This window comes from Dapis brunnea BLCC-M229 (genome assembly GCF_050015995.1).
In the GTDB taxonomy this organism is placed as follows: Bacteria; Cyanobacteriota; Cyanobacteriia; order Cyanobacteriales; family Microcoleaceae; genus Trichodesmium.
Map to the genome: position 1 here is coordinate 1 of NZ_JBNHEP010000311.1, position 26,045 is coordinate 26,045.

Here is a 26,045-nt window from a genome sequence, read left to right on the forward strand (position 1 = left end):
GTAGATATTCTGGATTAAAACTATAACGTTTTAGTATATGTAGTGTTTATAACTCCTGCATTGTGTAAATCCTGATATTATACCATGCATGAAAAAAAAATTCTAGGAAGAATAAACACTATTAAAAGATTTTATTGGAAATTTGTATTTGACAAAAAAGATAAGTTATACCATTTTGAAAAAACAATGTTAGGAATAGTAAAGGCAATAAAAATATTTTACAGCAAATGCCCCTTTGATAAAAAAGATGATTTATGCAGTAAAAAATCGCATTAAAACTATTCATTCTAACTCCTGACTTCTGACTCCTAATATTATGTTCGGTTAAATAGTTATTATAATTAAAGTTCGTAGTAGGGCTGAAGCCCGAACTGTAGATAGGGCTCCAGCCCTACTACAAACAAAAACTTTATTATAAGTGATTATCCGAACATGATATAACTCCTAAAAATTCCCCTAGATATTTGTAGCAAAAATTTATCAAATTGGTATTACGACATAAAAAAATGTATCAAACCTATTAATTATGACTCCTGACTCCTAAAAAATACCCTATTTATTTGTAGCAAGCACTTATCAAATTCGTATTATTGGAGCAACTACAAATACTCAATAGCCATTTTAGCCCTAGCTCTAACTGCTAAAGTTGTATCTTTATTAGCAATTTCTTTAAGATTACCAAAGATATCTTCAAACCATTTGGGATAATTAGCTTTGACTGCTTTTGCTAAACTTTGCAAACCTACAACAGCAGCATAACGCACTACCCATTCTGGATCTTGAGATACTTGCAGCAGGGTTTGAAAAGCACGCTGTTGAGCATCGGAAACTTCTGCTTCTGATAACTTTTCCCAATGAATAAAACCTAAACCTCTAGCTGCACCTCGTCGTACACTAAAAGAAAAGTCATTTGCTGCACTATCTAATAATATTTCTAACCCACGAGGGTCACCAATACCTGCTAATGCTCTTATTGCCCAAGCTCTAGCACCATAGTTATAACCATCAAGTGTTTCTAGGAGTGGGAGTACTGCAGCTTCTCCTATTTCTACTAATCCATCAACTGCTGCTACTGCTGCACCTGGGTTATTATAGCCCAAGACCGTAATTAATATTGGGATAGCTTCTTTTATATGAGCTGCTGCTAAATCTTTAACTGCATCTATTAAACCTTGAGAAGAGTCTGCTTCTTCAACTGCTCGGATGAATTGATTATCTATTGTTGAGGGTTGATTATTCATTCTTAGGGAGTAGTTAATAATTAATAATTAACAATTAATAATGTATAACGTAATCATAATTTAGAAGGCAAAAGTTGTTTTTGTAACTAGGATTTTGAGCAAACTTGCAAAAACATTTATCCTCAAAAGGCAGGGTTTTATAGCGCTCCGCGCTAGGGAATAGGGAATAGGGAATAGGGAATAGTAAACTGTCAAAGGATTTCAGGATTTAGAGATGTCCTAACCTTTGCTTCGACTGCTATAAACCCAATTATTTTGATTAATGAATATTTTATAAAAGCGAGTCCATTAAAGTCATTACCTCAATAGCTTCATCTGATAATAATAGTTGAGATTCTACTTTTGACTTTTGACTTTTAACTTTTGTATTTATTGTAAGGTGATGTTCTAAAAGTCCTTTTAGAGCAATTAATTTCATACTATTTTCGGCTAAGGTCTCTGATATTGCCTTAGCTGCCGGTAAATAACCGATCGCTGCTAAATCTAGTAATGCAGAGCGTCGTAACTGTAAGTTATCTCCCTCTAATGCTTGAGTCAAATATTCTCCATATACTGCCTCTTCGGTAAGTTGATATAGAGACCTAGCAGCAGCATATTGTACTTTTTCTGCGGGATGTTCTATAAAAGGCTTAATTAGAAAAATTGCTTCTTGAGCTTGTAGCGTTCCCAAGGCTTCGATAATATCTTCGTAAGGTTGAATCAAATGAGGTTTACCAGGAACCAAAACTGCAGCTTCAACCCCCCCGTCTAAAAGTTTTACTAACGTGGGAATACAACTAGGGTCTCCTAACATTTCCAATGCTTCTATTGCTGCTTCTCGTACATAATAGTCAGAACATTCCAAACATTCTATCAAAGGAGGTACAGCTTTTTTATCTTCTAACTTACCAAGGGCACGGGCAGCATTCCGTCTCAGGGGATATCCACCGTCTTCTGTACGGTCAGACTCATCTTTTAGTGCAGCAAGCAAACCCTCAATAGCATCAGGAGTATTAACTCTAAACCTCCCTAACCACCAAGCAGCATAATATCGTTTACCTAATTCTTCATGGCCTAGGTTAGCGATCGCCTCTTCCACAGTTAGAGACTCGCCATTATCTGATACTTCTTCTGATGGTAATTCCAAATACTGCCGCTCCTTTCTTATATGTATAAGGTCTCCTTCTTAGAATAAGAACCCAAAAATACTGATAACTGATAACTGTTAACTGATAACTGAAATAACGATGCCCGGAAAGATGAACAAATACTAACCATACGCCAGCACCTGTATACCTCTCCAGGCTACGTTGAATATTAGCTTAAGGCTGTTGATTAAGTGAATATTAATTTCACTTTCATCAGTTAGTTAATGTGGCAACTACTAGCTGAGAGCGTTAATAGCGTAATCAATGTAGTTGTTAGCTTCAGTAGCAGGATCGCCGGTAATACCGTGGTTAGCTTTGATGTACTTCAGAGCTTCAATGTACCAACTAGGAGACAACTCGAAGGTCTTGTTAATTTCATCAATTCCTGCAATGAGTATCTCATCCATAGGACCTGTACCACCTGCTATTAGACAATATGTTACCATTCGGAGATAGTAACCAATGTCACGGGAGCACTTTGCTTTTCCTACTGGAGTAGAAGCATAGTTAGGTCCCTGGGTTGTAGTAGTATAGGGGAACTTGTTGTAAACTGCTTGAGCAGCTCCATCAATTAAGCTTTGGGACTTTTGAGTTAGAACTTTAGCAGCTTCTAAGCTTGCTGAAGCATACTTATAACGACCAAATGCTGAGAATAATTCTGTGCTAGTCAGAAAGCGGCCTTGAGAATCTGCCGCACTTACTGCTTCAGTTAGAGGAGTTTTCATTGTTGAGATTCTTTCCTAAATCTTGTGAGTACAAATTTTGGTAGAAATTTAAAATCTGTAGAGATGCTAAGGTGCATCCTTACAAAAAAGTTTTTTACAGTGTTTTTAACCGACTGCTGCTGCTGCACGGTCGAAGTAGCCACCAATCTCAGACATTAAAGAGGAGCAATCTCCAGGGGTAATGCCATTAGGATCGTTAGCAATAGCAATAGCAGCTTCTTTCATTTTTTGCACGCCTACTGCTACAGAAGCACCAGGAGTTCCTAGAGCTAAGTATGTTTCACGAAGGCCATTGAGGCAACGGTCATCTAGTACACTTGCATCACCAGCGAAAGTAGCGTAAGTTACATAACGTAGGATAATTTCCATGTCACGTAAACAAGCTGCCATACGACGGCTTGTATAAGCATTTCCACCAGGAGCGATCAACTGAGGCTGATCTGCAAATAGAGAACGAGCTGCATTAGCAACGATAGTAGAAGCATTACCAGTAATACGGTTAACTGCGTCTATACGCTTGTTGCTCTCTGCAACCATTGCTGCCAAAGCATCGATTTGGCTAGCCGGAACAAAATCACCTCTGGCATCTGCCTGGGAAACTACTTTTGTGAAAGCATCAAACATTGATTAATACTCCTAATTTGCTTTTTTTTTAGTTGCTTTTCAATGCTATGGGTATTTTTTAGTTCTTTTCAGGCTAAGTGCCCATGCCTGGAAAGGTAAAACTCGGATTTTTTGATAATCCTGAGAAAATCCTACACCGTTTATGAGAAGCTTTTCAACCTCATCAATTATTGGTCTTGTTAATTTTCCCTTGTCTTTATAACCCTTCAGATATTATTTATACAATGCTGTTGTGTTTTTATTTATTACAAATTATTAACAAAATTCTCTGAAGCAGGAAAGTTAGGCAGGATTCAAGGCCAATTTCCTTTCTAGGTCAAACAGAAAGCCATGAATATATTCTTCTGTCCATTCAGGGCCATAAAATCTGGTAAACATTCCCCTGGCTGGATCTTTCTCGGCTCGATATCTGATATAACGCAGTTGGGCTTCCTTAATTTCTGCTAATTCTTCTGGATTAGTAATGGGTTCTGCTTCCTTGACAAAAATTAAATAAGCTTGCAGGTAATCTTTGAAAGCTTCAAATACTCTTGTCTCAACTAACTCAGTTTTCTGAGGACGAGTCCAAAGAAAGGCTGGAGAAAAGAATGGGGTTGCTTCTTCTGGAAAATCACCTCCCCAAGGTAAATATTTCTGATGTTCTTGGAAAGTCTCCCATATTGGTTGAGTATACTTTTCTTGATACTGGAGGTTATCCCGAAATAAAGGCTGCATATCTAGGGCAATTAAATGTCCCCCAGGTAAGGTAACTAGGTCGGCTCCAAAGAAGGGCAAGTCATAATTAAGGTGAGGGAATATGACAAAATTTAAGACTTGCAGAGCACTGCCACCTTGGACATGAGCTGCTCTAATTTGCCGGAGTTTGGGGCTACAGTGGGCATAACTGGTTGTCTTTACTTCTTGTTCCTTTTTGCCCTTACCAGTCATAGCAACTTTATGTTCAAATCCAGAGGGTATGGGGTAAGGTTGTAGTTCTAGTTCCTGCTTGAGCAAATTCAGACCATAGTCTAGAAAAGGTTGATACAAATTCACAATATTTTCAGTGGGTATCATTTCAGTTATCAATTATCAGTTATCAGTAACTTCTTACTGAATTAGTAGGCTACGAGAATCCGAAATTTCCTTTTTTTTATCCCTTGAAAGGGGAAGCTATTGACCTTATTTCTTAGTCATTACATATAGAATCTTATTTTAATTGTCAGAGATTGTAACTTTTTAGGGAATAGGGAAGAAAGAAACTTCTAGACTTTTAAACAATAATCAAATGCTGACATCTGATTACTGATTGCTATTATAAACATTCATCTATCTGGACCTTTTGATTTTTTAAAGTGTAAATGGCTTCAAACCCAGTATTAGCAAGGGAAATACCTGAACTTGCTTAAAATAGCTGAAACCTAGATATATCAAGAAAATGTTTAATTTCAGGTAAAAACATTACAGTATAAAGGTTTGACCTTATTTTTAACCTGTTTTTTCCTAAAGTCCAGCTATTAGCAGTCAGTTCTGCTGCTTTTGAAAGAACAAGGCAACTACTAAAATTAGCTTATGACCTTTTTATTCATAATGTTTAATTTTCCCTGAAGACTAATTCTTTCTCCCAAGACAATGAGTTAGTAACTAATTGTTGATAGCTAATAGCTGACGGCTGAATACTTACATAATATTTCAGCAATTACATCGATAAAAATCATTTCACACCCCCCTGAAATTTTTGGAGAGGTGTGAGTTAAATTCTTAACTTAATAGTTAACAAAGTCATCGAGTTGTAGTAGGAACTGCTAATGGTACAGCATCTTCAAATAAGAATTCGTATAGAAATTTTTCTGACCATTCATGGCCAAAATAACTACTAAATAATCCTGATGCTGGGTCTCGTTCAGCACTATATTGATCGTAATCTTTTTGGGCTTTAACTATCTTTTGAATCTCTGCTTCTGTCTCTATAATTTCTGCTTTGTCTAACATTTGCCAATATAAACTAATGTAATCTTGATAAGCTTGGAAAAATGTAGTTTGTACTGTCTCTGCATCTGTCTTGGCAAATAATAAATATTTAGAAAAATATTGATTGGCATCGTAAAACTTCATTTCTAAATTTTGAGCCAAGTCATTATATTTCTCTCGTAGCGATCGCATTGGTTCTATATATTTAAGCAAGTAAGATTCTTCTTGGAATAAAGGTTGAAAATCTAATACTATTAAGATTTTATTTTTACCGAAAGATAATAGGTCTATTCCTAGCAGTGGGATATCGTAGTGGTAACTGGGATAAATTACACTATTAAATACTTGAGCTGCAGCTCCTGCATCAATGTAGGTATAACGTATTTTTCTCAGTTCTGCACACTCGTAACACCAACTTTGAATGGTGGCTTGATTTTTGCCTCTATTACTAACGTTAGCTTCTAAACCAGCAGGAATTGATCTGCTGCGTAAGTCAAATTTACTAAATAATTCTTTTTCTAAATATTCAAGAAATGGTCTGTACATCGATACTTAATAGTCATATATTAATTCATTTTCGACAATAATAGATGGCCATCACCAGAGTCTCATTTCTCATAAACAAAGCAATAATCCTTCATAAAGTCATAAGTCAAAATTTCAAAGTTAAAAGTCAAAAGTTAACACATGGAGTTTGCTGAGAAAGTCTTTTGTTGAGAGCAGGGAATGGGATATAGGGAATAGACAATAGTTTTACTGTTAATTTTTCTGCTTTTTCCCTGACATTTTGGCAAAATTCTAGGTTTTTGAGCTGAATTTAGTCATTACTCTAGCAGTTTTTTCTAATTTAATACTATCTCAAACTATAAATAAGTTTTACTGAAAAAGTCTGATGGTGATGATAGGGAACACTTAACTGGGAACAGGGAAAAGTTTATACCATTTCTCAAAAAGAATGCTATGAACGATCGGGTAGGGAAGTATCGGAAGTGTGGGAGATGTGGGGAGAGATTAAAAGTAGAAAAAATCTATACTAACCGACTAATAATTGTCAAAAAAAGACTTTAAATCTTGCTAACTCTTGAAGTGTTGAAGTCTAGCTGAACTATAGCATTAATGCATGGTAACTGGGATTATACCATTTCTCAAAAGTCTTGCTAAATCTCCTTGAAAGTAGGAAAGTTGCATCCAACGTCCGTACAGAGTAGGGAGTAGGGTTAAAAGAAATAATATATTTTGATTTAATGCCGATAATCTTTAGAAACATTACTGAAGCATTATTATTACTTAATAACTGAAGTTTCATCGGAAGTATAGCATTATTTTTAGAAATTGGTATTAGACTATATGCTACGGCAAAATTTTCAGCATGAATATAGGAAAAATTTTAGCTTTTTGAGACTACTTTATCCAAAAACAACGTACTTTTTCGACACCAAAAAGATATTAGCCTTTACCTATCAATGCTTTGATATTCAATCGGCAAGCTCTATTTATTTCTGCTATAAATTCTCTGAAATATATCAATAATAATTTCTGATTTCAATACAAGACAAGCATAATTATCATCTAGCTGATAACGCAGTTCCTCCGTAGGCAAGCTGAAAACTGATGGCTGAATAAAAGCAAGAAAAAATCTGCAATTTGAGTTTTTATTTTCTAGTTTGAATAATCACAGTTTCCTCAGTATTTTCGATAATTTTTTATAGGTTCATGTTTTTATTTTGAATATTACTGGTGGAATTTTTACTTAAAAAAAATCTGCGATTTGAGTTTGATTTGTAGTTTAATCAATCAAAATTTACTCAGCATTTTTAATCAAGTTCTGATGGTAGTTGTTGCCAAAGCAAACGATAGAGTTGTATGGGTTCATCTTTTCCTTTGACCATTACTGGTGGAATTTTTTCTAAGGGAAAATTATATGACTTGAGTTTTTCTTTTGTAGTCTGACTAATCAGAATTTCGTCAGCTTTTGCTTCACTACATATTCGGCTAGTAACATTAGTAGTATCCCCAATAGTAGCGTATTGAATTAATTGTTCTGAACCAATATTTCCCGCTGCAACTTTACCAGAATTAATTCCTATATGAATAGCAATTGGTTTTTGATGACGTTTTTCTCTCTGTTGATTTAACCGACGAACTGCCCATTGCATATCAATTGCTGCTTTTATGGCTTTTTCTTCATCATTAGCAGTTTGATAAGGAGCGCCCCAAATAGCAAATAAAGCATCTCCTATATATTTTTCGAGCGTTCCTTCATACCTAAAAACAATATCTTCGACCATAATTTTAAAATACTCATTCAGCATAGAAATTATTTGGCGTGGCTCCATTGTTGAAGACATTTTTGTAAAGCCACTAATATCAGAAAATAAGGCTGTTACTTCTGTATCAACTATTTCTAATTTATCTGTTTCCTTGAGTTTTCTAGCTACAGTTAAAGGAAAGAAACGCTCTAATTTATTTCGGAGAATTGCCTCTGCTTGTATTTTCTTATAGAGTTGGGTATTATCTATAGCGATCGCTGCTTGATTAGCTAAACCTGTCAGAAATTCTACATCTTCATCAGAATAAACATTTGATAATGATAAATTATCAGCATATAAAACTCCAATGACTTTATCCCTAGGTTTGAGTGGGATACAAACTGCTCCATGTATTGATTGAGAAACAATTGATTCTGGATTATCAAAACGCTGATCGAGGGAAGCATCTGTAGTTAAAAAAGTCTTACCTTTTTCTATTGCAAAATTAGTAATATTTTTGCTATAAAATCGACCTTCAGTGGTAATTCCTTCTTTTCCTTTGACTGCTTTTTGTTCAAGTTCTCCAGTTTTTTCATTGACTAAAAGTATGACAGCTCGATCTACTTTAATAATCTGAAACAGCAAGTCAAGAATTTTTTCTAGTAAAATTTCTAATTTGGTAGGAGAAGAAAGTTGTTTACTGACTTCCAACAAAATTTTTAATTTATCTACTGCCTGAAGATTAATATCTTTTTGCCTCAGTTTAAGCACTGATACTGAATTATCTTGTTGTTGATCTAAGAGTTGATTTAATTCAGTTTGAGTAGACTCTTGTAAGTATTCTTTAACTATATGTGTCGGACCTATATCTTGTTCTTGATTAGAATTAGTAACAAATTTAAAAATTGCATTGCCACAATGAATTAAATCTCCCTCATTAAGTAGATAACTATCAATTTTTCTTCCATTAACAAAAGTACCATTACTACTGTTTTGATCGACAATACTCACACCATCTTGAGAAATTACAATTTGTGCATGATGACGGGAAACACTTGTTTCGTTAGTAATAGCAATAATATTGTCTCTTTCCCTACCAATACTAATTTCACCTGTCGATAATTCATATACTTTTTCATTAGTAGTATCTGGAGCATAAATTAAGTATGCCATTTATTTTCCTCCTAGAGAGTTAGACGAATTCAATACATAGTAAATATACAGATATATTATCTTAATTCTGATTGAAATTAGCAGCAAGCTGGTATTCATAGTTTTCAACTTGTGTAGAACACTTCTTTAATTAACATAGAATACAACTATCAAGTCTCTAACTTATAAAACTTTAAACATACCTCTCTTGTTTCTGTAGTCTACCTTTGTGAAAACCGCTATAAGGATTAGGGAGTAGGGAGGGAGGAGAAAAAAATACTATAGCTCATTAATATGAAAACTGCTGTAGTCTTTTTTAATACCATTTTCATAAAATATTGCTACAGTAACAGAACAGGTAAAAGGAAATACGGATCGCCGGAACCAGGAAAGATAAATAGACAAAAAATGGAGGAAAAAACTTTAATTTTGACAATGAATGCAAGCCATCAAGTATTAAACTGTAGGAATAAATTACAAATTAGAATGTAACAGCCTTTTTTGAATTTGGTATAATAAGGATGAATTACAGAGTTTTTTGATAGGGTTGAGCTAGTAAAAGATATTTACAGCACTTTGCGCGGATAGTGAGGTACAGTTCAAGACTAATCTGTCTTCCCTATTTACTAAAGTGGTAAAACTTTGTACCTCACTAACTCCGAAACTGCTGTAATACAACTATCAATAATTTAATTTAACTGTACTTTATACTAATTTGATTCAATCATGTTATACCAAATTTTCCCAAGAACATCACTATAATTTTATACAACCTTACTTTTTAGGAAAGTTGTATTTCAATAATTAATAATTAATAATTAATAATTAATAATTACCTCTTCTTAAAAAATTGAGGATTGGTTAAAATAAATTTTCTTTTCTTGGTCGATTAGATATGGCGAGGTTTCCTCCCCATCCCATCCTACTCCAAGCTCTATTTTTCATGTCGGCGACAGCCGAAACGACTGCTTTTTCTCCTTGAAAGGAGAGGCTTTAAACCTTATTTTTTCGGTAAACTTTTAACTACTAACTACTAATAACAAGTCCGGTTTATTAAAAAGTCAGATATTAGAATAGCAGGGCAAACGCATCTAAATTCTGGAGCCTTCTGCCGTTAAGCTTCAGAGAATTAATGAGTATAAATGCTCACAAGCTTGACATCCTTGCCCTGTCAGAACTTCAAAATAAGATGCGTTTGCCCTGATTAGAATAGTTGGGTAATATTTACTTACTGGCGTGGTTCTTCTACTAACACATAGATAAAAAAACAGTATTTCTAAGGAGTTTAAACTTATAAAAATTCTGGGTTTCTTAGTACCACAATTACTGAGTCTAATACCAAATTAAAAAAATATAGTTCTAGTAAAAATAAAGGTAAGCATTTCCTGCGGAATGCTGCGCAAACATCTTTTAGTCAGCCTCCTGCGGAGGAACTATGTTAACAGCTATCAGTTACTAGCATAAGGATAAGTGAAGGAGTGAAGAATTAAAAGTATAGGGAAAAACAGATAAAGGAAATTAGATACGTTGAGATATCTACCAGACCACCTTGACAAATTTTCTAGACTAAATTGCATAATAACTGACTTGATTTTTATTGCTCACTAAAGAAAAAGGGAGCAGGGAAAAATCTGCCCTCAAATTTAATTTATCCATTTGGAAATCAAGGTCTTCCCTACTTCTGTACATTACCAAACTGTATTAGAGGCAATTAATGAATTGCCCCTACTGAAACCTACTAAAAAAATTGGCGTTGCTGATTTTAGGTATGACAGAAACTCCCCTACTCGGATCGTTAAGAGTCATTAATTAAGTGCAAATCATATCTGGTTTCCACTTTCGGAAAAAACTTCTTTCTATCTCCTGACTCCTGAGTTATGACTCCTGGATATCATACATTTATTTATTCAGCAACGCCAAAAAATTTAATAGCAATCTTTTTTCAAATTGGTAAAACTAGCTAAATTTATTTCATAAATGAACCAACTACACCATTCATATCACTATCCAAAGGATCGCCCAAAGCATTAAATTTCCACAATGTATTATCTCGATAAACTGCTCCCATTAACATTGAGATTTTACCTTGATAAGTACCATTACCAGATAAAGTATATTTTGCTATTTCTACTCCTTTATTATCAACAGCTCTAACAAAGGCATTTTCTACCATTCCAAATTGTTGTTTCCTTTCTTTAGCTTGATAAATACTTACTGCTAAGATAATTTTTTGGTATTTTTCAGGAATAGAATTTAGTTTCAAGATTATTTGTTCATCATCTCCATCTCCTTCTCCAGTCAGATTATCACCTGAATGAATTACTGTCTTATCCTTAGATTCTAAATGACCATAATAAATTACATCTTCTTTGTAGTTTTTGAGTTTGTCATTCTCTCCTAATAAAATTGCATAACCATCAAGATCAAAATTCGATCTATTACCGAATAAACCAGCTAAACCACCTGTAGATTTTGCTACATCCCATCCTAGTCCCATTGTCAGTCTTGATAGATCGTATTCACTTTTATCAAGTACAATTTTTTGTCCTTTTTTGAGGTTGATAGTCATATATTTATTAACCTGTATAAACTCTAAAAAATTTTAACAAAAGTCAAGAAGGAATCATACCAATTTGATGAATTTTTGGTACAAATAGGAGACATCGATTATACCTACTTCCTTTTTTATAAACTTCTTTATCTGAATTAAGCGACAAAAATCTATAATTTTAATGCTTTTTTATTTGCTTCTTCTTAAAACTGTGGCATTGCTTTTTCCTTAACTATAATGTTTGTAGCATTCTTTTTTCAGCTTTGCTGTAATTTAGTATTGCTCTGCTAAATAAAATCCGGTTTGTAGTAGCAGGGTCAAACTCTTACTTCCGATCGGTTAAATTGAGTCACTCAATTTTTGTTTAAATAGTAAACCAAAATTCTCTAGAAATATATTTTCAGTATCTTTCAATCTCTCAGTTACTAATTTTAATTTTCGGCCTTAACCCAATGTAAGCATTCAACTATTATCAACACTCAGCAATAAAAATAAAGTCATTTATTAGGCAATTCAGTCTAGACAATTTCTAGAGGCTACCTGGTACATATCTCAGTTTACCTAATCTCCTTTATCTATATCAATGCTTTTAATTCTTAACTCTTTCACTTATCCTTATGCTAGTAACTGATAGCTGTTAACGTAGTTCCTCCCCAGGAGGCTAACTGACAGCTAAATGCCTACAACCCAATTAATTTACAAAACTACTTTTTACCTATTTGCCAATTAAATCCATATTGATAAAATTCGTCTGCCTGCCTATGGCCTTAAAAATATTTTTTCTCTTTAAAAATCATAATTTGAGAGTTAATATTTTTCACCAATGCTGCCACACAAAAACTGCGATTACTATCAGAATTATTCAATTATAGATAAATTTCTTCAGCATTACTTATCTTGAATAAAATCCTTCCATTTACAGATTTAAAATCTCTAGCACCTTCATATATAAAATCAAAGAATAGTACCCTTTTAATTAAATCTGGTCTGAAAATATACATATTTTCACCATCATTTGCTATACCTGTCCGGTCATCTTTATCTAAATAAATGTAAGATGAAGTTTTTCTGGAGTCAAAGTTTTTTCCTAAAGGTTGAATAACTCCCCTTTCACCATTCATCATTTCATACATACAGCCTAAATCTAAATCTGGCATACTATTACTGCCAAATATTTTTCCTATCAAACCAGCTTGACTTTTTTTGACGGCTTCCCAGTTAAGATTAACATGAACTTGAATAGGATTATCTCTCTCATCTTTGCTCAAGTCTATTTTATGAAAATCTCCAGTTTTTTCCAGTTTAATAACCATGATTTTTAGTCTTTCATAGTAACAACAAAGGTAAGTATTAAGCTATCTTACCGAAAAATTCAGGTATAAAGCCTCTCCTAATAGGAGAAAAAGCGGTCGTTTAGCTAAACGCCATATCCAATCGACCAAGAGAAGAAAAAAATCCTTTGAGTCAATCCTCTTCTTTATCAGAAGAGATAATTGTTAATTATTAATTATTGAATGTCAGCTTATGACTAATCTAATATCGTCAACAGGAATAAAAGTTAATGATAGTGTGCATTAGTTGAACTTCTACTAAATTAAATGTCAGGAATTTCTATTCCGAGTTTAAAGGTAATAGTAGCAAATCCACTTATTATAACCTAGTTACCTCCCATCCAAAAATATTTCATCAGCCAAAGACTTTGATTTTTTTTTAATTAATTCTTTAAGGTGATAACCGACGCCTGTTTCGCAGCATTCCGCAGGAAATACTTACTAATAATGCTTACTAATCAAGTATTTGGTAGTTCTAAAATATGAAGATTATTGGGACTATTTTCTCTTCTCTTTTCCCTACTAGCTATGATTATTTATTAATCACTGCCAAGTATTTTTATATTTTATTTTTCCAGTTTTTTGTTTTAGCGATCGCCCTAGCAAAAATACTCTTTTAGTTATTAGTAAACGTATTTTTCTACAAAAGTTTGTAACCCAGCATTATATCCTGTTCCTACTGCTTGAAATCTCCATTCACCATTTTTCTTATAGAGACGACCAAATTCTATTGCAGTTTCTCTGGAAAAATCTTCTTCTAATTCATACTTAGTTATTTCTTCTTGACTCTCCAAATCATAAACTCTAATGAAAGAATTTTTAACTTGCCCAAAGTTTTGCCTTCTTTTTTCTGCTTCATGGATAGTTACAACAAAAAGTAGTTCTTGAATACTAGAATTAACATTAGTTAAATCTACTTCTATGGTTTCATCATCCCCTTCCCCTTCTCCAGTTCTGTTATCTCCCCAATGCTTTACAGAACCATCTGGAGATTTTAAATTATTGTAGAAAACAAAGTATTCATCCTCTGGAATTTTTCCATTATCTTCTAACATAAAAACAGAGGCATCTAAATCAAATTCTGTACCTGTATCAGTAGGATTAATATCCCATCCCAAACCAATAGCAACTTTTGTTAAGCCTGGTGCATCCTTAGAAAGATTAATTCTGTGACCTTTGCTGAGTTTAACAGACATTTATTTTTCCTCCCTGAATAAATAATTTCCAGCATCTTTCAAGATAAGAATTTATATTTATTTTGATTGATTATTTTGTACTAAGGTCATTTAAGTTATCACTTATAAGTACCTCCACCGAATTGGGAGACTTGAAATACTGAACTTTCTTTTTTTATCTCCTTTAAAGGGGAAGCTTAAGACCTTATTTTTGTGTCAGAATAATTGATGGGGGTAAAGTTTAGCAAATAGCAAATCAAGTAAATTTTAAGTTGAGGCAATATCTATATTGCTTAAACTCTCAAATTATTGAGTAGATTTTCGGCGTTAGTAATTGGTAAGATTATTTTCTACTAAGGGTGATACCTATCACTTAGTTTGGCTAGATATTTAGAAGTATCAGAAACAGATTACTATTAAAGTTTAATCTCTTGATTTACCAACGCCATATTTTCAAACATATACTCGCAGCTATTTTCTAAACTAAACTTATTTCGTAAGCATTTCCTGCGGAATGCGGAGCTAAAAGCCATCAGCTATTAGCCATTAGCTATTGCCGAATGGAGGAGCCAAAAGCAATTGAGAGAGAATTAAAAGTTACTGCTAAAGTAGGCTCTCTTAACCGCAAGCAGTATTCATCTAAACCTCACCTTTAAAGGTGGAGATATAATTGCTGATAGCTGACTGCTAAGAGCTGAATGCTTATCCTATTTCTGTTTTATCAAAATTATTTTTTCCCCATTAATAATTCACTAAATCAATTAATTAGGTATATTTTTGTACAAAATTTTCTAAGCCAGAGTTATAACCTTCTCCCACAGCTTGAAATCTCCATTCACCATTTTTTTTATACAATTTCCCAAACTCTATAGCTGTTTCCCTAGAAAAGTCTTCTTCTAGTTCGTACTTAGTGATCTCTTCTTGAGTTTCCCCATCATAAATTCTGATGTAAGAATTTCTAACTTGCCCAAAATTTTGCCTTCTTTTCTCTGCTTCATATACAGTAACAACAAAAATAATTTCTTCAATTGTCGAATCAACCATTGATAAATCTACAGTGATAGTCTCATCATCTCCATCTCCTTTTCCTGTACGACTATCTCCCATAGATTCTACCGAACCATCAGCAGATTTAAGATTATTATAAAAAACAAAATATTTATCTTGAGGAATTTTGCCACTTGCTCCTAACATAAAAACAGAAACATCAAGGTCAAAATCTGAACCTGTATCTGAGACATTTACATCCCATCCTAAACCTGCTGCAGCTTTTTTCATTCCAGGCGCTTCTTTAGACAGACTAACTCTTTCACCTTTGCTGAGATTAATGCTCATAAATATTTCCTCGATTTATTTACTATTTTTAACTACAACCAGTACAAGTATAGATTACGGAAAATGATTACAACTAAATTTTAATGAAGATGTCTAATTATGACAAAAGTCTGATTTAAACCAACTTTTACTATTTAGTAATGAGATTAAAACTTAAATAGTATCTAGGATCGGGAACAGAGGTTTTATTGTTAGTTCAACCCTGTTACTGGACTGTTTTATCTGCCAAAATTTTCTTGTTTTTGCTAGTATGAAAAACCTCAAGTTTCAGAGGGTAAATGCACAAGCAAAGATTAAGATAGCTAGAGCGCTTATAGCGCTTTTCAGATTGATGAACCACATAGTCACAACCAAAACCTTGTAGGGGTTTGCTGGTCATTCGCCCCTACCGTGGTCTACCATGCAGGAAAACTGCTGTAATAATCGGTATATTCGGTGGGTTACGGCGTGCAGTTAAGAGTTTAGTGAGTCAGAATATGTATTATCGCCTAACCCTCCCTACTGGACCGCAGGGCTGTTTCAAAGTATTGTAGATTAAGGATGCGCGAGAGAACGGGAGATGAGGGGGTCGTGGAACAGTGAAATTTAACACGCATTTGCCGATTTTTCAGCCAATAAACCTCCTTAAGCTCTGACTAAAATGGTGAAAAGTTAACTTTTAATCATAAATTAAAAGCCTCCATCCCCGTGTTGACCTGTCTCTGCCTCCCCGTGTCTATCGAGAATGAAACAGCCCTGCCCTACTGGACCGTTTCAGCTCAAATAGTGCATTAGCGGAGTACGAGACCCACCCCTAACCCTTCCTGGGAGGGGAATGGGGAGTAGGGTAGGGACGTTGCATAAGGGCGTCCGTACGGGAGAAAGATGTAGGTTGGGTTTCGGGTCCCTCAACCCAACCTACATCTATTGGGATGAATATAGATGAAACAGTCTACTACTGGACCGACACAGCTAAAATAGTGCATTAGAATAGTCAGTGTAATTCTTGCTCTAGCAAGGTTTGGAGACTTTTCCTAAAACAACATTTAAGCCGTGTTGGTCTACTACTGGCGCGTCAAGCTTAAAGTAGTGTAATAGATTTTTGACTAAAAGCTTTGAAAAATCGGCATCGTAGTATTTTCTTAAAGCAAAATTTAAGGCTTGACAGGCCACTACCCCAGGGTTTAATATTTATTTCTTTAACAAACAGTCTCTCACTTAGTCAAAATTTTAAGAGTTCTCGCTCATATTGAGACTAAAATATTGCGATTTTTTCAGCAAATCCTCAATAAATTACACCATTTTCAAGAAATATTTCTACATTTTCAACTATGATATAGATAACAATCTTATTTTAATTGTGATAAATTATAGATTTTTAAGGAACAGAGAACAGGGAATAGGGAAGAAAGAAAAAACTGTATATTATCAAAATAAAAAGCGCTACATACTAAACTTTTAATGAATAGTCAAATTATCAGATATGATTCCTGATTGCTATATAAATTTTGTCATTCTTGTTATAGATTAGCTATTTACAGTGTATTCCTTCTTTTCGTTGATAAATATTTTGCTGAACACTCCGCAAATCTACCCTTAATTGCTACCTCCTAATTCCTTGATTGAATAATTTGTTTCTGATATTCATCTTCTGTCATTAAATCTGTGGTACTTTCCACACGATCTAAAAATACTAGACCTTCTAGATGATCGTATTCATGCTGAAAAATTCTAGCAACAAAATCTGTTAACTCTTGTCTTTCTAGTTTTCCTTCTCGATTAGTATATTCTACATTTATTACTCTATATCTTGGTACTAAACCTCTAATTCCTGGCACACTTAAACAACCTTCCCACCCCTTGACTCTATCTTCTGAATGAGATATTAACCTAGGATTAATCATAGCTGTTGGCTCCATTTTTGGAGCGTTGGGATATCTGAGATTGGGTCTAGATGCAACAATAAATAAGCGATCGCTAATTGAAACTTGGGGAGCAGCAATTCCCACACCATTTGTTTCAATTATTGTGGCTATTAAATTATCAATTAGTTGCTGTAAATTTTCATCCCAAACATTATGAATAGGTTGAGCTTGATACCGCAATATCTCATTCCCTAACTGAGCTACTTGCAATACTTCCATAATTTTTTCCTTTGTAAATTTATATCATCAATTTATAAAGCTTTTCAGATGGGTAAACCACACAATCAAAACTACAACCCTTGTAGGAAAGCTCCATGGAACTTTCCTACTGTGACCTACTAATAATGAAAATTCCTGTAATCAAAAAAAAAGGAATAAATAATTTTGATTAATTCTTTTACTCCCTACTTTTTCAAGACTTACAGATTTTTCAGTCCTCAAAACTACTTATCTAAGACGTTATAGTTTTGATTTTATCAATACAGCAGTTTTCAACTACCCTGAACTATAGTTTCTCAATTAACAGCCTGAGTATAACTCAACTCAATTTACTTCAACAGACTGGGAAATACTATATATATCTATCCTCTTAATCTAGATGGTAAATTTCCAGTTCGCACCTGAAAATTCAAGTTTTGACCATTCCGATTAATTTCTAATTCCAACAAACTACCAACTGTTTTGTTCTGAACAATTTGTTGCACATTTTCAGATTCACTAATAGTTTTATTATCAATTTTTTGAATTATATCCCCAGGCTTTAAACCACTTTTATCAGCAGGAGAACCAGGAACAACTTGCATTACTAATACCCCTTGGTCAGTGAATAACTGAATATTTGTATTGAAGTTTCGGTTAAGTTCTTGCTTAAGTTCCGGTGTCAAAGTCTGCATGGCAATACCTAAATAAGCGTGCTCTGCCTTACCTACCCTAATTAATTGTTGAGCAATTTGTTGAGCATTATTAATAGGAATTGCAAATCCTAAACCTTGAGCACCATCAATAATAGCTGTATTAATGCCAATTACCTCACCATTTTGATTCAATAGAGGGCCACCAGAATTTCCAGGATTAATCGCAGCATCCGTTTGAATAAATCCTACCCGCTTATCTGGAACACCCACATCATTACTAGAACGACCTGTAGCACTAATTATACCCACTGTCACAGAATTATCCAGACCTAGGGGGTTGCCAATAGCAATGGCCCATTCTCCAGGTTGTAGATTATTTGAATCTCCAAGAGAAACAGTGGGAAGATTATCACCATCAATTTTAATTACTGCTACATCAGTTACAGAGTCTGTGCCCAAAACTCTACCTTGAAGGCGACGACCATCTTTGAGAACTACTTCCACGGTAGTGGAACCCTCTACAACGTGAGCATTAGTCAGAATATTACCATCAGAACTAATGATAAAACCAGAACCAGTTCCTTGCTCAACCCCTCGACCTGAAGGTGACCTAGGAGATTCATAACCATAGAAATCTTCTGGTATTCCCCTGCCAAACATATTAGGTCTTTGGCTTAAGGTTCGAGAAGCATTAATCCTGACCACTGCCGGGCCAACTTTTTGGACTGCATCTACAATAAAGTTGCCATTGGAAATAGGAGCTCTAACTGGTAACCAACTAGATCTTTCTGAGTTAGAAGTACCATCAGTTTTGCTAGGGGATTGAGTAACTGATAATTGAGTAAGCTGGCTTGAGTTTTCCGGAGAGCTACTTGTCTGGAATATCAGGCGCTCACCTAACAATGCTCCGACCCCTCCCGCTAGTAGTAATAAATAAGTTAAAGGTTGTTTCCAAAACACTTTGCCTGTTGTATTTTTCATGGTCATTTATTTATAATTGGTTAGTTTGTTGAGAATGAATAATGAGAGTTTTTTCTCCTGATAGAGAAGTTTTCTTTAAATTTTCCTACAATATCTATGTAGTCTATTACTTAGAGAATAGGAAAAAATAAATTATCCTAATGTATGGACTCGATCTACTTTTTTACTTCTCCTGCTACCGTAAGTTCAGTTCAAAGGAATCTTTTTTGACTGGGAATTCCCTTGCTGTCTACTCTTGAATGATTAAAGGGATTTACATTTGACAGTGATAGATTAAATTTAACACTTCCTATAATTAGTAATTCGAGCCTGATGCTTAGTATTTCAGAGTCATTAAAATTCATGCCTTAATTTTTTAGTTGATCTGCTTAAGTTTTGGGAGTTACTTTTCATCATCGAATTACAATATTAAGTTGCATATATATCATATCTAGCCTTTCTCATAATTAATGAGATACAGTTTTTTCCCAGATCCGGTATTTCCAGTCTTTGGTTTTCTGATAGATGACCTACAATCAAAAGGACAACCCTTTTAGGGCAATTCCATCAACCCTCTCTACAGTAGTCTACTAAAATGAAAACTGCTGTAAGCTCTAAAATTTGTGTACCTCATCTATTGGATAAATGCTATATATTAATCTGGGATATTTTGGACTTTAGTATATTTACAATCCCTAAAATATTTATCCGGTTTTTTTAATAACATCAAGTTGCTATTATTTTTTGCATAAATTCACGATTTATTTACTTTTACTACTAATTTCTGCCAAAACAATAATTATTTAACATTTATTTGATTTTATATTGATTTTTTGATAATTTTTAATTTGGTAGTTTCCTCAAATGTAAGATTTAGAAAGCTAGCAGGAAAAACATTTACCCAACATTAACAAGGAAATAAATAATAGTTAAGTGGGGTCACTTTCCTAAAGCAATAATCTACAAATGTCTCTCGCAATGACCAAACATATTATATTTATTTATGCCCATATCATATACTTGTATTGTTTGAAATTAGTTTGATTTGGTATTTATTTTTTGCTTAAATATCTCATTGGATTTCTTGATTATTTTTGTAGTGCAAAAGCATTATCCCAATTTCATAAAATATTGCATATCGTGACGCAACTCCTAAAATGCTATAAATTCCACCGGAACTAGGAAAGGTAAATATATTAAAAATAGAACAAAAATAGTTTCTTTCTACAATTCATCCAAACCATCTACTTTTTTAATATAGGAATAAATAACAGATTAGGATGTAACTATCTAGTCATAAATTTGATATTAAAGATCGTAATTACTAAAAAAAATTGTTATTTAAAATGATTTTTTTCTAATTCAGAAAAATTTTAATTATCCTAATAAACTTAGCTATTGCTACACTACGACTATACGACTAAAAACAGTTGTTTATAAAATATCTATATAATTAGGCCAAAGGGAATGAAAGTATATAGCCTTTATCAAAATGGTGAGATACACAAGTTGTGGATCTTAGGCAATAGGCAATAGGGAAAAGAAAAAATACTGTATCTCATTAATATGATAGCTGCTGTATATTATCTTGTAAAAAAAATGCAATTCTTTCTGTCAATTTTCCTGGAAATTTTATAGCAAATAAACTTTAAATTTTTACTTAACCTAATTAGAGTTTCTACATCTAAGACAGTCTTTTTAACTAAATTAACGAGAAACCCAATTGCCAAATTTTTAGATAAAGTTTAATCCTAACATTCCGCACTTCAAAACGTAGTAGAAAAAATCAGGAGTCAGGAGTTGTAAGGGCGGAATGCTCTGCAAATATGTTGCAGAGCATTCCGCAGGAAAAAGCGGAAGCTCTGGGTCAGCAAATGGCCATTCGCCCCTACAGGAGTCAGGAGAAAATCATGGTGGTCAATAGGAGTAAATAATTAAGCATAAATACTTAATATTTTCCTGAGAATTTGACTCATGAGAAAAGTCAATGAATACGAGCTATATAGTATAAATACCTTGTCAGTTACCGATTTTTATACTACTTGTCATATTACAAGCTGACCTGCGGAATGTGAGTTTAATTACAATTACAGCACTTTTTATAATGGTGAGTTACAGTTTAAGATTAATCTATTTTCCTTGTTCCCTAAACTCATAAAACTTTGTACCTCATCAACTCCAAAACTGCTGTCAATCAACAACTTAGTTAATTAATCCTCAGCAAAAATATAGCGATAAAGTTCATCTGACCCTGGCTCTGGGCTATCTGTGGCAAAATCAACCGCTTCAGTAATTAACTTCTCAATCTTTTGATCGATAGCAGTTAACTCTGCAACATCTACCAAATTATTTTCTTTCAGGTAAGTTGTAAATTGCTTAATGGGGTCACGAGAAAACCAATATTCTTTTTCTTCTTGATCCCGTAATTCATCAGGGTCAGCCAAAGAATGGCCTCGGAACCGATAAGTCAAAGCTTCAATTAAAGTAGGTCCCTCGCCAGCCCTGGCCCTAGCTACAGCCTCCTGAGCAGCAGAATGCACCGCCAATACATCCATACCATCAACTTCCACACCAACCATGCCAAAGGCATGAGCTTTTTTGTAAATCTCAGGTTCAGAAGTAGCACGGTTGTGAGCCATACCAATTGCCCACTTATTATTTTCTACTACATAGATAATGGGTAGTTTCCACAATGTGGCCATATTTAGACATTCAAAAAACTGGCCGTTGTTACAAGCCCCATCCCCAAAGAAACAAGCCGTCACTTGGTCAGCAGTTTCATTTCCCATAGTTTCCCGACGATATTTACTCTGAAAAGCTGCCCCAGTCGCCACAGGAATACCCTCAGCAACAAAAGCATAACCCCCCAATAGATTATGTGCAGCCGAGAACATATGCATCGAACCACCTCGGCCTTTAGAACAGCCTGTGGCCTTACCAAATAATTCAGCCATCACTTCCCGTGCTGGTACACCAGCACTTAGAGCATGAACATGGTCTCTATAAGTGCTACAAACAAAATCTTCATCTTGCCGCATAGCTTTAATTACACCGGAAGAAACCCCTTCTTGTCCATTGTAAAGATGAACAAAGCCAAACATTTTGCCTCGGTAATACATCTCAGCACACTTATCTTCAAACAAGCGTCCTAAAACCATATCTTCGTAAAGTATTAATGCTTCTTCTTTGCTAATTTTTATACTATTGGTGTTAAAAGTAGGTAAGGTACGTTCTTGGATCATTTGATTTTTCCTAGGCTACTATACTATAATTAGTGATAAATTTAATGTTGGAATGTTGGAAAAGACATATTTAGCAAAAGTCTCCAATGTTAAAGTTAACATTACTCGTCTCCACAAGTTGCGCAAATTTATCTTTGAGCAATTAAGTAGCATATATGGAAATTGTGTATGAGAGTAAATAAATTTTACTAGCTTGTTCTACAGTATGGGCTTAATGGTTGTATAGTATAGGCTTAATGGAATAAGTCTAGAGTTTTGCTGTTCAAGTTGGGTAGCAAAATATCTATCACTGGAATAAAAGGTATACTTTGTGAGAAACTACCCCGATCTATCAGATGAATGGCAACAATTTTGAAAAAATTTTAGATAATTGTAGATAGTAGATATAAGTAGAGAATATGCTCTTATAATTTAAGAATAATTTTTATATCCTGGGAATTTTGATGCTAAAATTAATTAAGTGTTTCTATGAAATTTTTTGGTTAAAATTTAAGGATTAGTAAATTCTCCTTTAAACCTTTAATGCTTATCGGTGCAAAAATCCTAGATCATTAAGTGATGAGCATCAAAAAAATTGCTCTAAAGTAATAAAAAACACCTCTGTTAATGAACAACAAAGGATATTATTAAGTAATATAGTAACTCGCCTTTGAGGAAATGCACTGTGCGGATTCCACTAGATTATTACCGAATTTTAGGTTTACCAATTCAGGCTACTGCCGAACAGTTACGGCAGGCACATCGAGATCGCACCCAGCAGTTTCCTAGAAGGGAGTATTCTGAGGCAACAATAGTTGCCCGTAAACAACTTATAGATGAGGCTTATGCTGTTCTGTCTGAGCCAGAACAACGCCAAACTTACGATGGCAGCTTTTTGGCGAAAACCTACGAACCAGAAACAGAACAACTAAGTCCAAGTTATAAGAAAAATCTCGACCTACCAGATGAAAAAGGAACAAAACTTCAGCAAACAGAAGAAGTTATCCCCACAATAGCTTCTAGACGGTTACCAAAAACCATAAACTCTCAAAGTAGAGAGACGATAAGTAGCTCTGAGTTTGACCCTAACACTCCAAGTATCGAAATAGAAGATCTACAATTTGTGGGAGCAATCCTGATTTTACACGAACTAGGAGAATACGAGCTGGTATTAAAACTTACTCATCCTTATCTTACTAATAATAATATTGCTATCAAAGATGGACGTTTTGGCGATCCAGCATTAGTTCTGCCAGATATTGTCCTTACAGTTGCTTTAGCTAATTTAGAACTGGGCAGAGAACAATGGCAACAAGGACAATATGAAAGTGCGGCCACAACTTTAGAAGCTGGACAGGGATTATTACTGCGAGAAAATCTGTTTGTCCAAGTTAGAGGGGAGATACAAGCTGACCTTTATAAGTTACGTCCTTATAGAGTAATGGAGTTAATAGCATTACCAGAGAAAATAGCTCTAGACCGTCGCCGTGGGCTAGAAATTCTTCAAGATATGTTGAATGAACGGGGAGGAATTGATGGTCAAGGTGAAGATCAATCTGGACTTGGGGTAGAAGATTTTCTGAAGTTTGTTCAGCAACTACGTCACCACTTAACCACATCAGAACAAAAAAAATTATTTGAGGCAGAAGCTCATCGTCCTTCGGCAGTAGGTACATACCTAGCAGTTTATACTTTTTTAGCTCAAGGGTTTGCTCAAAAACAACCAGCCTTGATTCGTAAGGCTAAGTTGATGTTAATGCAATTGGGTCGCAGTCAAGATGTAAATTTAGAAAAATCCGTCTGTGCTTTACTTTTAGGGCAAACTGAAGAGGCTAGTCGTTCATTAGAACTTAGCCATGAAAACGAACCCTTATCCTTTATTAAAGAAAATTCTCAAGAATCTCCAGATTTATTACCAGGGCTATGTCTTTATGCTGAACATTGGTTGATCGAGGAGGTATTTCCACATTTCCGTGATTTGTCTGACAAGTCAGCTTCTTTGAAAGACTATTTTGCAGATCAGCACGTTCAAGCTTATCTAGAAGCTTTACCTACAGAAACAGAAGCAGCTAATCAATGGGTAGTTGTTCAACCTCGTCGCGATCGCGACACGGAACAGATGTTCTACCAGAAGGAAGTTGACAAATCGACCGTATCAGATTTAGAAAATAAAGGTATATCTGGTGTGGGTAGTGTTGCTACTGCTAGTCTTGCTTCTGCAACCAAAGGAACTTCTAATTTACTAGGAGTTAATTCTGATAATTTGCTTCAAGAATCAGAAAAATCATCATCTACTATAGGTCCGCAAAAACAGTTAACTAATCCGAGTTCTGGTCGCTATTCAGGAAGAATGAGGGAAAGGAGTAGGAGTAGTTTACCTCAGTTTAATGAAAGTACGTCACTAGGAAGTGAAGAATTACCCCAATCTATGCCAGGGTATAGTCCACGCAGAATCTCTGCTAGAAGAGAACCTGTCAAGGTTGGTCGTCTAATATTAATTGGAGTTTTGGGATTATTGGCAATAGGACTGATTGGGTTAATGACAATTAAAACAATTGGTTGGTTAGTAAATGCTTTAGGATTAGGTGGACCGATTCTGCAAAGAGAACAACCTATAGTACAACTGGACAGACCTCCAATAGAAATTCCAGAACCTAATCGGGTTAGCCTCGCAGCATCAGGACCGATAACGAAAGAAGTAGCACAACTAGCGATTCAAAGTTGGTTAGATATTAAGGCTTCTGCTCTTGGTCCTAATCATCAAATTGAAAAATTACCAAATATTCTAGTAGAGCCGGCACTTTCTCGTTGGTTACCTACGGCTAATGCGCTGAAGCGAGAGAAATCTTATCGGAATTATAAGCATGATTTAGAGATAAAAAATGTAAAGATGAGTAATACAAATGCCAATGAAGCTCAAGTAGATGCTCAAGTTAGAGAAAGGGTTGAGTTTTATGAAAATGGTAGATTGATTAATTCTGACAACGAAAACTTACTTGTTCGTTATAATTTAGTTCGTCAGAATGAAAAATGGCAAATTAGTAATTGGAAGGTACTGAGATAATTTTAAGTGCAGAAATAATTATGGGAATGAACCCAAGCTCAAACAGGAATAATTATTAGTATTGCTACTGTATTTATTCAACTGAATTCTTGGAAAAAAATCGAAATATAAATCAGAATTAAAAAAACTTAGACACTCAACTCAAAAAATTTGTTAATCAAATTAATCTTCAAGAAGTAAATAAAAAAATACGGCTCTGGTGCCAGGATTAAACAATAATTGGTCTCAAAATAATAAAATAATAACAGGTAAAATTCTTACAGCTTTCAAGATTAAACTAAAAGGGAAATCGAGGGTAGTTATATAAATATTGATGGTATAGATGGTTTGATAATTTAGTTGTTCGCTATATTGCCACAGTCTTTCTATTAGATTAATTTCTGGATCATGTGAGAGTTGCAATAGAAAATTACTTTAGGTCAAGTCTATTTAATTAGTTATAAAAAACCTTGTCCCTCCTATACTGGGTAAGTCTTCCGACTGTCCTGATTTGGCTGTTACCTATTCCCTAACATTTTTCAGTATTCAACCCTATACTGGGTAAGTCTTCCGACTGTCCTGATTTGGCTGTTACCTATTCCCTAA

At 34.5% G+C, this 26,045-nt stretch carries 16 protein-coding genes; 1 reads left to right on the top strand and 15 read right to left on the bottom strand.

The window, feature by feature from the left end; genetic code table 11:
* Positions 1-599: 599 nt before the first annotated feature.
* The 14 genes from ACP6PM_RS35730 to pdhA all read right to left on the bottom strand — a co-directional run bounded on the left by ACP6PM_RS35730 (position 600) and on the right by pdhA (position 22,417).
* Entirely contained in the window at positions 600-1,241 is a 642-nt protein-coding gene (locus tag ACP6PM_RS35730) for a HEAT repeat domain-containing protein (protein WP_426591616.1), read from the bottom strand.
* Positions 1,242-1,512: 271 nt separating this feature from the next.
* Positions 1,513-2,367, bottom strand: a complete 855-nt coding sequence (locus tag ACP6PM_RS35735) for a HEAT repeat domain-containing protein (RefSeq protein ID WP_426591617.1) — start codon at positions 2,365-2,367, stop codon at positions 1,513-1,515.
* 237 nt (positions 2,368-2,604) lie between these two features.
* A complete protein-coding gene (gene cpcA / locus ACP6PM_RS35740) occupies positions 2,605-3,093 on the bottom strand; it encodes a phycocyanin subunit alpha (RefSeq protein ID WP_426591618.1) in 489 nt (162 codons plus the stop codon).
* Between the two features lie 105 nt (positions 3,094-3,198).
* Positions 3,199-3,717 carry a phycocyanin subunit beta gene (locus ACP6PM_RS35745; protein ID WP_426591619.1) on the bottom strand — a complete coding sequence of 173 codons (519 nt, stop codon included), beginning with the start codon at positions 3,715-3,717 and terminating at the stop codon, positions 3,199-3,201.
* A gap of 282 nt (positions 3,718-3,999) precedes the next feature.
* Positions 4,000-4,770, bottom strand: a complete 771-nt coding sequence (locus ACP6PM_RS35750) for a phycoerythrobilin:ferredoxin oxidoreductase (protein WP_426591620.1) — start codon at positions 4,768-4,770, stop codon at positions 4,000-4,002.
* A gap of 705 nt (positions 4,771-5,475) precedes the next feature.
* Positions 5,476-6,210: a 15,16-dihydrobiliverdin:ferredoxin oxidoreductase gene (locus ACP6PM_RS35755; protein ID WP_426591621.1), complete on the bottom strand. Its 735-nt coding sequence runs from the start codon at positions 6,208-6,210 to the stop codon at positions 5,476-5,478.
* 1,268 nt (positions 6,211-7,478) lie between these two features.
* Positions 7,479-9,086 (bottom strand): adenylate/guanylate cyclase domain-containing protein, encoded by a 1,608-nt coding sequence (locus ACP6PM_RS35760; protein WP_426591622.1) that lies wholly within the window; start codon positions 9,084-9,086, stop codon positions 7,479-7,481.
* A 1,945-nt stretch (positions 9,087-11,031) separates the two neighbouring features.
* Positions 11,032-11,634, bottom strand: a complete 603-nt coding sequence (locus ACP6PM_RS35765) for a TerD family protein (protein ID WP_426591623.1) — start codon at positions 11,632-11,634, stop codon at positions 11,032-11,034.
* An 848-nt stretch (positions 11,635-12,482) separates the two neighbouring features.
* Positions 12,483-12,929, bottom strand: coding sequence for a hypothetical protein (locus ACP6PM_RS35770; protein WP_426591624.1), 447 nt, complete (start codon positions 12,927-12,929; stop codon positions 12,483-12,485).
* 641 nt (positions 12,930-13,570) lie between these two features.
* Positions 13,571-14,143: a TerD family protein gene (locus ACP6PM_RS35775; protein WP_426591625.1), complete on the bottom strand. Its 573-nt coding sequence runs from the start codon at positions 14,141-14,143 to the stop codon at positions 13,571-13,573.
* A gap of 744 nt (positions 14,144-14,887) precedes the next feature.
* Positions 14,888-15,457, bottom strand: coding sequence for a TerD family protein (locus tag ACP6PM_RS35780; protein ID WP_426591626.1), 570 nt, complete (start codon positions 15,455-15,457; stop codon positions 14,888-14,890).
* Positions 15,458-17,046: 1,589 nt separating this feature from the next.
* Entirely contained in the window at positions 17,047-17,580 is a 534-nt protein-coding gene (def, locus tag ACP6PM_RS35785) for a peptide deformylase (protein WP_375340145.1), read from the bottom strand.
* A gap of 362 nt (positions 17,581-17,942) precedes the next feature.
* Positions 17,943-19,196, bottom strand: a complete 1,254-nt coding sequence (locus tag ACP6PM_RS35790; RefSeq protein ID WP_426591627.1) for an HhoA/HhoB/HtrA family serine endopeptidase — start codon at positions 19,194-19,196, stop codon at positions 17,943-17,945.
* Between the two features lie 2,189 nt (positions 19,197-21,385).
* Positions 21,386-22,417: a pyruvate dehydrogenase (acetyl-transferring) E1 component subunit alpha gene (pdhA, locus tag ACP6PM_RS35795; RefSeq protein WP_426591628.1), complete on the bottom strand. Its 1,032-nt coding sequence runs from the start codon at positions 22,415-22,417 to the stop codon at positions 21,386-21,388.
* Positions 22,418-23,081: 664 nt separating this feature from the next.
* On the opposite strand from pdhA, the gene ACP6PM_RS35800 reads away from it, so the two are divergent.
* Positions 23,082-25,460: an IMS domain-containing protein gene (locus tag ACP6PM_RS35800; protein WP_426591629.1), complete on the top strand. Its 2,379-nt coding sequence runs from the start codon at positions 23,082-23,084 to the stop codon at positions 25,458-25,460.
* Positions 25,461-25,685: 225 nt separating this feature from the next.
* On the opposite strand, the gene ACP6PM_RS35805 is transcribed toward ACP6PM_RS35800, so the two are convergent.
* On the bottom strand, positions 25,686-25,862 hold the full coding sequence (locus tag ACP6PM_RS35805) for a hypothetical protein (RefSeq protein ID WP_426591630.1): 177 nt from the start codon (positions 25,860-25,862) through the stop codon (positions 25,686-25,688).
* Positions 25,863-26,045 lie beyond the last annotated feature (183 nt).

What these genes read in the sequence shown, in the direction of transcription:
- ACP6PM_RS35775 (WP_426591625.1), bottom strand. Translation starts at nt 14,143, where the DNA reads ATGTCTGTTAAACTCAGCAAAGGTCACAGAATTAATCTTTCTAAGGAT.
- def (WP_375340145.1), bottom strand. Translation starts at nt 17,580, where the DNA reads ATGGAAGTATTGCAAGTAGCTCAGTTAGGGAATGAGATATTGCGGTAT.
- ACP6PM_RS35745 (WP_426591619.1), bottom strand. Translation starts at nt 3,717, where the DNA reads ATGTTTGATGCTTTCACAAAAGTAGTTTCCCAGGCAGATGCCAGAGGT.
- ACP6PM_RS35770 (WP_426591624.1), bottom strand. Translation starts at nt 12,929, where the DNA reads ATGGTTATTAAACTGGAAAAAACTGGAGATTTTCATAAAATAGACTTG.
- ACP6PM_RS35750 (WP_426591620.1), bottom strand. Translation starts at nt 4,770, where the DNA reads ATGATACCCACTGAAAATATTGTGAATTTGTATCAACCTTTTCTAGAC.
- pdhA (WP_426591628.1), bottom strand. Translation starts at nt 22,417, where the DNA reads ATGATCCAAGAACGTACCTTACCTACTTTTAACACCAATAGTATAAAA.
- ACP6PM_RS35730 (WP_426591616.1), bottom strand. Translation starts at nt 1,241, where the DNA reads ATGAATAATCAACCCTCAACAATAGATAATCAATTCATCCGAGCAGTT.
- ACP6PM_RS35760 (WP_426591622.1), bottom strand. Translation starts at nt 9,086, where the DNA reads ATGGCATACTTAATTTATGCTCCAGATACTACTAATGAAAAAGTATAT.
- cpcA (WP_426591618.1), bottom strand. Translation starts at nt 3,093, where the DNA reads ATGAAAACTCCTCTAACTGAAGCAGTAAGTGCGGCAGATTCTCAAGGC.
- ACP6PM_RS35765 (WP_426591623.1), bottom strand. Translation starts at nt 11,634, where the DNA reads ATGACTATCAACCTCAAAAAAGGACAAAAAATTGTACTTGATAAAAGT.
- ACP6PM_RS35780 (WP_426591626.1), bottom strand. Translation starts at nt 15,457, where the DNA reads ATGAGCATTAATCTCAGCAAAGGTGAAAGAGTTAGTCTGTCTAAAGAA.
- ACP6PM_RS35790 (WP_426591627.1), bottom strand. Translation starts at nt 19,196, where the DNA reads ATGAAAAATACAACAGGCAAAGTGTTTTGGAAACAACCTTTAACTTAT.
- ACP6PM_RS35755 (WP_426591621.1), bottom strand. Translation starts at nt 6,210, where the DNA reads ATGTACAGACCATTTCTTGAATATTTAGAAAAAGAATTATTTAGTAAA.